Source organism: Aquifex sp. (genome assembly GCF_056494385.1).
The window spans coordinates 1-5225 of sequence record NZ_JBSLZM010000009.1; the positions used below are offsets into that span (position 1 = coordinate 1).

Here is a 5225-nt window from a genome sequence, read left to right on the forward strand (position 1 = left end):
TAAGGGAAGAAGCGAGAGAGCTAAACGAGGACTTCTTTACCTACATATCCCGAAGGAGACCTTACATAACCCTCAAGTGGGCTCAAACGATTGACGGAAAGCTTGCAACAAAAACAGGAAAGAGCAAGTGGATAACCTCCTACGAGAGCAGGAAAGTTGCCCACCTTCTAAGAAGGGAGGCGAGTGCTGTTCTGGTCGGTGTGGGAACGGTTATAGCGGACAACCCCGAACTCACTGTGAGATACGTCCCGGCCGAAAAACAGCCTGTAAGGGTTATACTTGACCCGGAACTAAATATACCTAAAGATGCAAAGGTCCTTAGGGACGGAAAGGCGATAACTTTAGTAATAACGAAAAGAGAGCCCGATATAAGTTTAGAGAACGTAGAGTTTATAGTCCTTGAGAATTACTCAATACAGAACATACTAAAGACCCTTTACGAGAGAGAAATCATGCACGTTCTCGTTGAAGGAGGAGCTTACACCCTATCAAGCTTCATAAAATCGGAGATATACGACAGGGTTTGTGTTTTTGTTGCACCGAAGTTAATGGGTGAGGGAAAAAGCGTAGAAGACCTGGGAATAAGGTCCACTGATGAGTTGAAAAAGCTAAAGCTTAAAGAGGTCATGAGGATAGGAGAAGATATCCTACTTACTTACAAGAAAAACTAAATCTCCATTCCTTTTCTGTATATCTCAACTCTGTTCTTACCCCTCTTCTTTGCGTTGTATAGCGCTATATCCGCCTCCCTTATCATATCCTCAAGGCTTTTCTGGTTCCTGAAGCTACTAACACCTATGCTTACGGTTACCCTTAACCTCTTCCCGTTGTCAAGCTCTACCGGGTTTTTTTCAACAGCTTTTCTGAGCTTTTCCCCGACCTTATAAGCGTTCTCAAGGGTTGTGTCAGGAAGCATAACTATAAACTCCTCTCCTCCCCATCTTGCTATCACGTCCATCTTTCTGAGGTTTCTCCTAAGTATACGGGCTACGTGTCTTAGAACTACGTCGCCTACATCGTGTCCGTATGTATCGTTAATCCTTTTGAAGTTATCAAGGTCAAGCATAAGTATGCTAAAGGGGTGCCTGAGTCTCATAGCCCTGCTCAGTTCTTTTTCCGCTATTTCCAGAAAAACCCTTCTGTTGTATAAGCCCGTGAGGGAATCGGTCAGGGCTAAATTCTCGTAAAATCTCTTTTCCTTAGTCGTTTGAAGTAATAACTTTTCAAGGGATTCTATCATCCTGAGTATGGCAACTTTCAGGTTATAAAGCTCGTTATCCTTATCCTCCGATAATCTTAAATCCTTCCTGAGGAGCTCTATCTTTGAGAACTCGTTTCTTGAAAAGGCCATGGTGAGATTACTTAGAAACTCTATTTCCCTTAGAACGCCGCTTATGAGTCTGTAAACGGGTAAGAAAAATGCCATTACAACACCGAAGGGAAAGGCAAGCATAAGACCCATAACGTAAGGGTTGTGATTAATTTCCTTCACGAATACTACGTATCCGTATTTTTCTAAGGGATACCTTGCAACGAGCTTCGGCCTGTAAACAGGTCCTACTACACCGTAAGGGTCTATTTTTAGTAAATCCTTTAACAAATCTTCCGAAATCGTTCCTATTACCGCTGAGCTTTCCACACTGAACTTCCAGTTTAGACGATGTTTAAAAGCATACTCTTTTTTAAGAATGTAAACCTTTTCCGTCTCAAGAATTCTACTTATATGTTCCGATATAAGCTCAATTTCCTCAAGATTCGGATTTTTTACCTTTATAAGCTTCCTCGTCTCCGAAAATGCGTTAACAACCCTTGTGTAAAACCTCTTAGCCATTAACTTATTTTCATACTTTAGATAAGTGTAAACGCTCAATAATATAAGGCTAAAGCTGAGAAAAGTTGAAAATAGAGAGTAAACTACAAACTTAACCTTAAGGGACATCGTATAGTATAATACTAACTCAATTTATGAGAATAGTTTTCGGCGGAAGTTTTGACCCCGTTCACATAGGGCATATAATTCTTGCAAGGGACATTCTGGAGAGGTTTAAAGCTAAAGAGGTTATTTTTGTCCCTACCTATCAGGCACCCCTTAAGGGAAAGCACAGGGCAAGTCCCGAAGACAGATTAAATATGTTAAGAATAGCCTTGAGGAAAGAAGAAAAGTTCAGGGTAGAAGACTACGAGATAAGAAGGGGTGGTGTATCCTACACCGTTTACACCTTGAGGTATCTTAAGGAGAAATTGAAGGACGAGATATACCTTTTACTTGGGAGTGATAGTTTTCTGAAGTTTCACCTGTGGAAAGAGCCCGAGGAAATCTTAAAGCTTTCAAAGATAATAGTCGTTGAGAGAGAAGGAAAGCTTGAAGAAGTGAGAAGTTATATAAGGGAAAAGTTTCCAAAGCTTAAGGAAAACAAGGATGTATTTCTGGTAAAAACGAGGAGGATAGACGTATCATCTACAGAGATAAGGGAAAGGATATCAAAGGGATTAAGCATTTACTGTATGGTTCCGGAAGGTGTTGAGGAGTATATAAGGGAAAAGAAGCTTTACCGCTGAAGGGCTAAGCCTCTCCTGTATTTGTAGTAAGCTGCACAGGCACCTTCCGAGGATACCATACATGAACCTAATGGGTTTGAAGGTGTGCATACATTACCGAATAGCTTACAATCCGTCGGTTTCGCTGCTCCCCTTATCACCTTTCCGCATATACACGCCGGGTGCTCCTTGGGTTCCGGAAGGTGTACCTCAAATACCTTCTCAGCGTCAAACTCCTCGTAATCCCTTTTTATCTTTAAGGAAGAGTAAGGTATTATTCCCAGACCCCTCCACTCAAAGGTTTTCCTAAGTTCAAAAACCTCAGCAACAAGCCTCTGAGCTTTAACGTTTCCCTCGTAAGTCACAAAGCGTGTATACTCGTTCTCCACCTCCGCCCTTCCTTCCTTTAGTTGTTTAAGTATTAGATAAACCGCTTTTAAAACGTCTAAGGGCTCAAAGCCTGCTATCACGACGGGTTTTAAGAACTCCTCCGCAAAGTAATGGTAAGGCTTCGTGCCTATGATAACGCTCACGTGTCCCGGACCGATAAAAGCATCTATCTCAACCTTTCCTATCTCCCTTATCTCGGGTGCGTTGAGTATGTGCTGAATTGCAGCGGGTGTTATTACATGGTTTGAAACGACAAAAAGGTTTTTTATTCCTTCCTCTTTTGCCTTTTTTATTAAAACAGCCGTCTGGGGTGTGGTTGTCTCAAAACCTATGGCAAAGAAGACAACCTTTCTGTCGGGATTCTCCTTAGCTATCTTGATAGTATCAAGACAGGAGTAAACCATTCTGACGTCTCCGCCTTCCGCCCTGACATCAAGGAGACTTTTCCTTCTTGAGCCCGGAACCCTTAGAAGGTCTCCGTAGGAACAAAGGATTACATCCTCTCTTTTTGCAAGTTCTATTGCGAGGTCTATCCTCTGCATCGGCATAACGCATACGGGACAACCGGGACCGTGAACGAAACTAACAACACCCTCAAGGAGCTGGTCTATACCGTGTTTCATAATGGCGTGAGTGTGTCCCCCGCAAAACTCCATAATTCTTACGGTTCTCCCTAATTCTTCCGAAAGCCTCCTTATCTTCTCCGTAAGCTTTAGAACTTTATCTCTATCCTTAAAGGCTTTTAAAATGTCTCCTTCAACCGCTTTCATAATACCCTTCCTCTTTTTCCATCTCTTCAATAATCTCCTCAAACAGTTCTAAGCTTTTAAGGGCCTCCTCTTCGTCAAGTTTCTGAATAGCAAAACCTACGTGTATAAGAACGTAATCTCCTATCTCAACGGGTTCGGGCATAAGCTCAAGGGATATCCTCCTTTTTACACCGAGGGTGTCAACGAGAGCTGTTCCATCATCGTAAATCTCAACCACCTTTGAGGGAATAGCTAAACACATCCTAAGCTTAATTATAAATCGGTGAATGAGCTTTCAGTGATATATTTCATAGTAAATAGTCGCCGGAAACATCCTGAGGCTGTTTAAAAAAGTAGACGCCTTGAAAGTAAATAGGATAAAGCAATAAAGATGAAGCTGAAGAGGAACAAAGAGTTAGTCAGGTTAAATATAGAGGCAGCAAAGCAAATATCTCAAGCAATCAGCCAAGCAAATAAAGGAGAGTCTCAAAGCAAAAGAGTTTTTTGCATCATAGCAGATGGAACAGCGTTTGGGTATGCAGATACTTACAAGCTTTCATACAAGAGGGGCAAAGAACTAAAGGAGGTAAAGACTCATGTTAAAACTGAAGTTCTTATTGGTTTGGTAAGAGGGAAATCGGTAGTGCTTGATGTGAATGTAGGCAAACCTTATGCAAATGAGGTAGGGCTGCTGAATCCTATGTTGACCTTTCTTGAGTTCAGAGCCAGATATTTCCTTGGGAATGCCTATTATGATAAAGTTAGCGTTTTGAAGAAGGTAAAGGATATGAACATGCATACTGTGGTACCTGTAAAGGACAGGTTGCACAAGAAGGTAAGGAATTCATATAGGCTATGGGCTAAGAGAAATTACGAGAAGAGGAGGGCATTATATAGAAAGAACAGACGAGCTGTTGAGCGTGTTATCGGCATGGTTAAGAACGCTTATGGGGATAGGGATTGGGTAAAAGACATTTATGTGGCAAGCCTATATGTTTTGGCTAAGTTTGCTCTTTACGACTTATCTCTTCTCATAGAGCTTTTATTGTTGTGCTTCTGTCTTTTGAAACTACACTCCTATACCCCCCTGCTTCTCTATGCTCGCCTAATTTTTAAACAGGCTCAATAAAGATTGAATCAAAGCTAAAATTGTGATAGAATAAAAATCAAATTTTAATAAATTTCCAATAGGAGGGGATGAAGATGGAAAGCAAGAAGCCTTTAATCTTAAGCTTTTCATCCGTAATTTTACTGTTAAGTTGTGGAGGAGGTGGTGGAGGCAGTAGCAGTACAGGAACTCCAACCATTCAAGGGTATTTCATTGATGAACCTGTTAGTGGCTTAACAATTGAAAATACAACTACGGGATCTGTTGCCTTTACCGATGCTGAAGGGAAGTTCTCTATTCAAGGAAACATAGGGGATGAACTTTGTTGTAAGGTTGGAAACTTATTGCTTGGATGTACTACCGTAGATTTTAATGTTATCGTTTTAACTCCGCAAATAATAAACCCTTCTAAAGCTAAAGAAATTGTATCCCTTTTACAT

At 41.2% G+C, this 5225-nt stretch carries 6 protein-coding genes and 1 pseudogene; 4 read left to right on the plus strand and 3 right to left on the minus strand.

Features of this window, described 5'->3' with window-relative positions:
* Positions 1-671: bifunctional diaminohydroxyphosphoribosylaminopyrimidine deaminase/5-amino-6-(5-phosphoribosylamino)uracil reductase RibD (gene ribD, locus ACWB1W_RS00645; RefSeq protein ID WP_479369461.1), on the plus strand; the 671-nt coding region annotated here is incomplete at its 5' end.
* On the opposite strand, the gene ACWB1W_RS00650 is transcribed toward ribD, so the two are convergent.
* Entirely contained in the window at positions 668-1831 is a 1164-nt protein-coding gene (locus tag ACWB1W_RS00650; RefSeq protein ID WP_479369462.1) for a GGDEF domain-containing protein, read from the minus strand. The genes ribD and ACWB1W_RS00650 overlap by 4 nt on opposite strands.
* Before the next feature lie 134 nt (positions 1832-1965).
* Between ACWB1W_RS00650 and nadD the strand changes: the two genes are divergently transcribed.
* Complete coding sequence (gene nadD, locus ACWB1W_RS00655; protein ID WP_479369463.1) at positions 1966-2559, plus strand: nicotinate (nicotinamide) nucleotide adenylyltransferase; 594 nt, start codon at positions 1966-1968, stop codon at positions 2557-2559.
* Here the strand turns inward: nadD and hypD are convergent.
* Both hypD and ACWB1W_RS00665 read right to left on the minus strand, forming a co-directional pair.
* On the minus strand, positions 2550-3698 hold the full coding sequence (gene hypD, locus ACWB1W_RS00660) for a hydrogenase formation protein HypD (RefSeq protein WP_479369464.1): 1149 nt from the start codon (positions 3696-3698) through the stop codon (positions 2550-2552). The two genes, nadD and hypD, sit on opposite strands and share 10 nt — an antisense overlap.
* A complete protein-coding gene (locus ACWB1W_RS00665) occupies positions 3685-3939 on the minus strand; it encodes a HypC/HybG/HupF family hydrogenase formation chaperone (protein WP_479369465.1) in 255 nt (84 codons plus the stop codon). Before ACWB1W_RS00665 ends, hypD begins: the two co-directional genes overlap by 14 nt.
* 187 nt (positions 3940-4126) lie before the next feature.
* On the opposite strand from ACWB1W_RS00665, the pseudogene ACWB1W_RS00670 reads away from it, so the two are divergent.
* A pseudogene (locus tag ACWB1W_RS00670) lies at positions 4127-4806 on the plus strand (transposase); the annotation flags it as partial.
* A gap of 74 nt (positions 4807-4880) precedes the next feature.
* On the plus strand, positions 4881-5225 hold a 345-nt coding region (locus ACWB1W_RS00675; RefSeq protein ID WP_479369466.1), incomplete at its 3' end, for a hypothetical protein.

Bases quoted from the DNA above. Each gene is read 5' to 3' on its own strand.
- ACWB1W_RS00650 (WP_479369462.1), bottom strand. From the start codon at position 1,831: ATGGCTAAGAGGTTTTACACAAGGGTTGTTAACGCATTTTCGGAGACG.
- nadD (WP_479369463.1), top strand. From the start codon at position 1,966: ATGAGAATAGTTTTCGGCGGAAGTTTTGACCCCGTTCACATAGGGCAT.
- hypD (WP_479369464.1), bottom strand. From the start codon at position 3,698: ATGAAAGCGGTTGAAGGAGACATTTTAAAAGCCTTTAAGGATAGAGAT.
- ACWB1W_RS00665 (WP_479369465.1), bottom strand. From the start codon at position 3,939: ATGTGTTTAGCTATTCCCTCAAAGGTGGTTGAGATTTACGATGATGGA.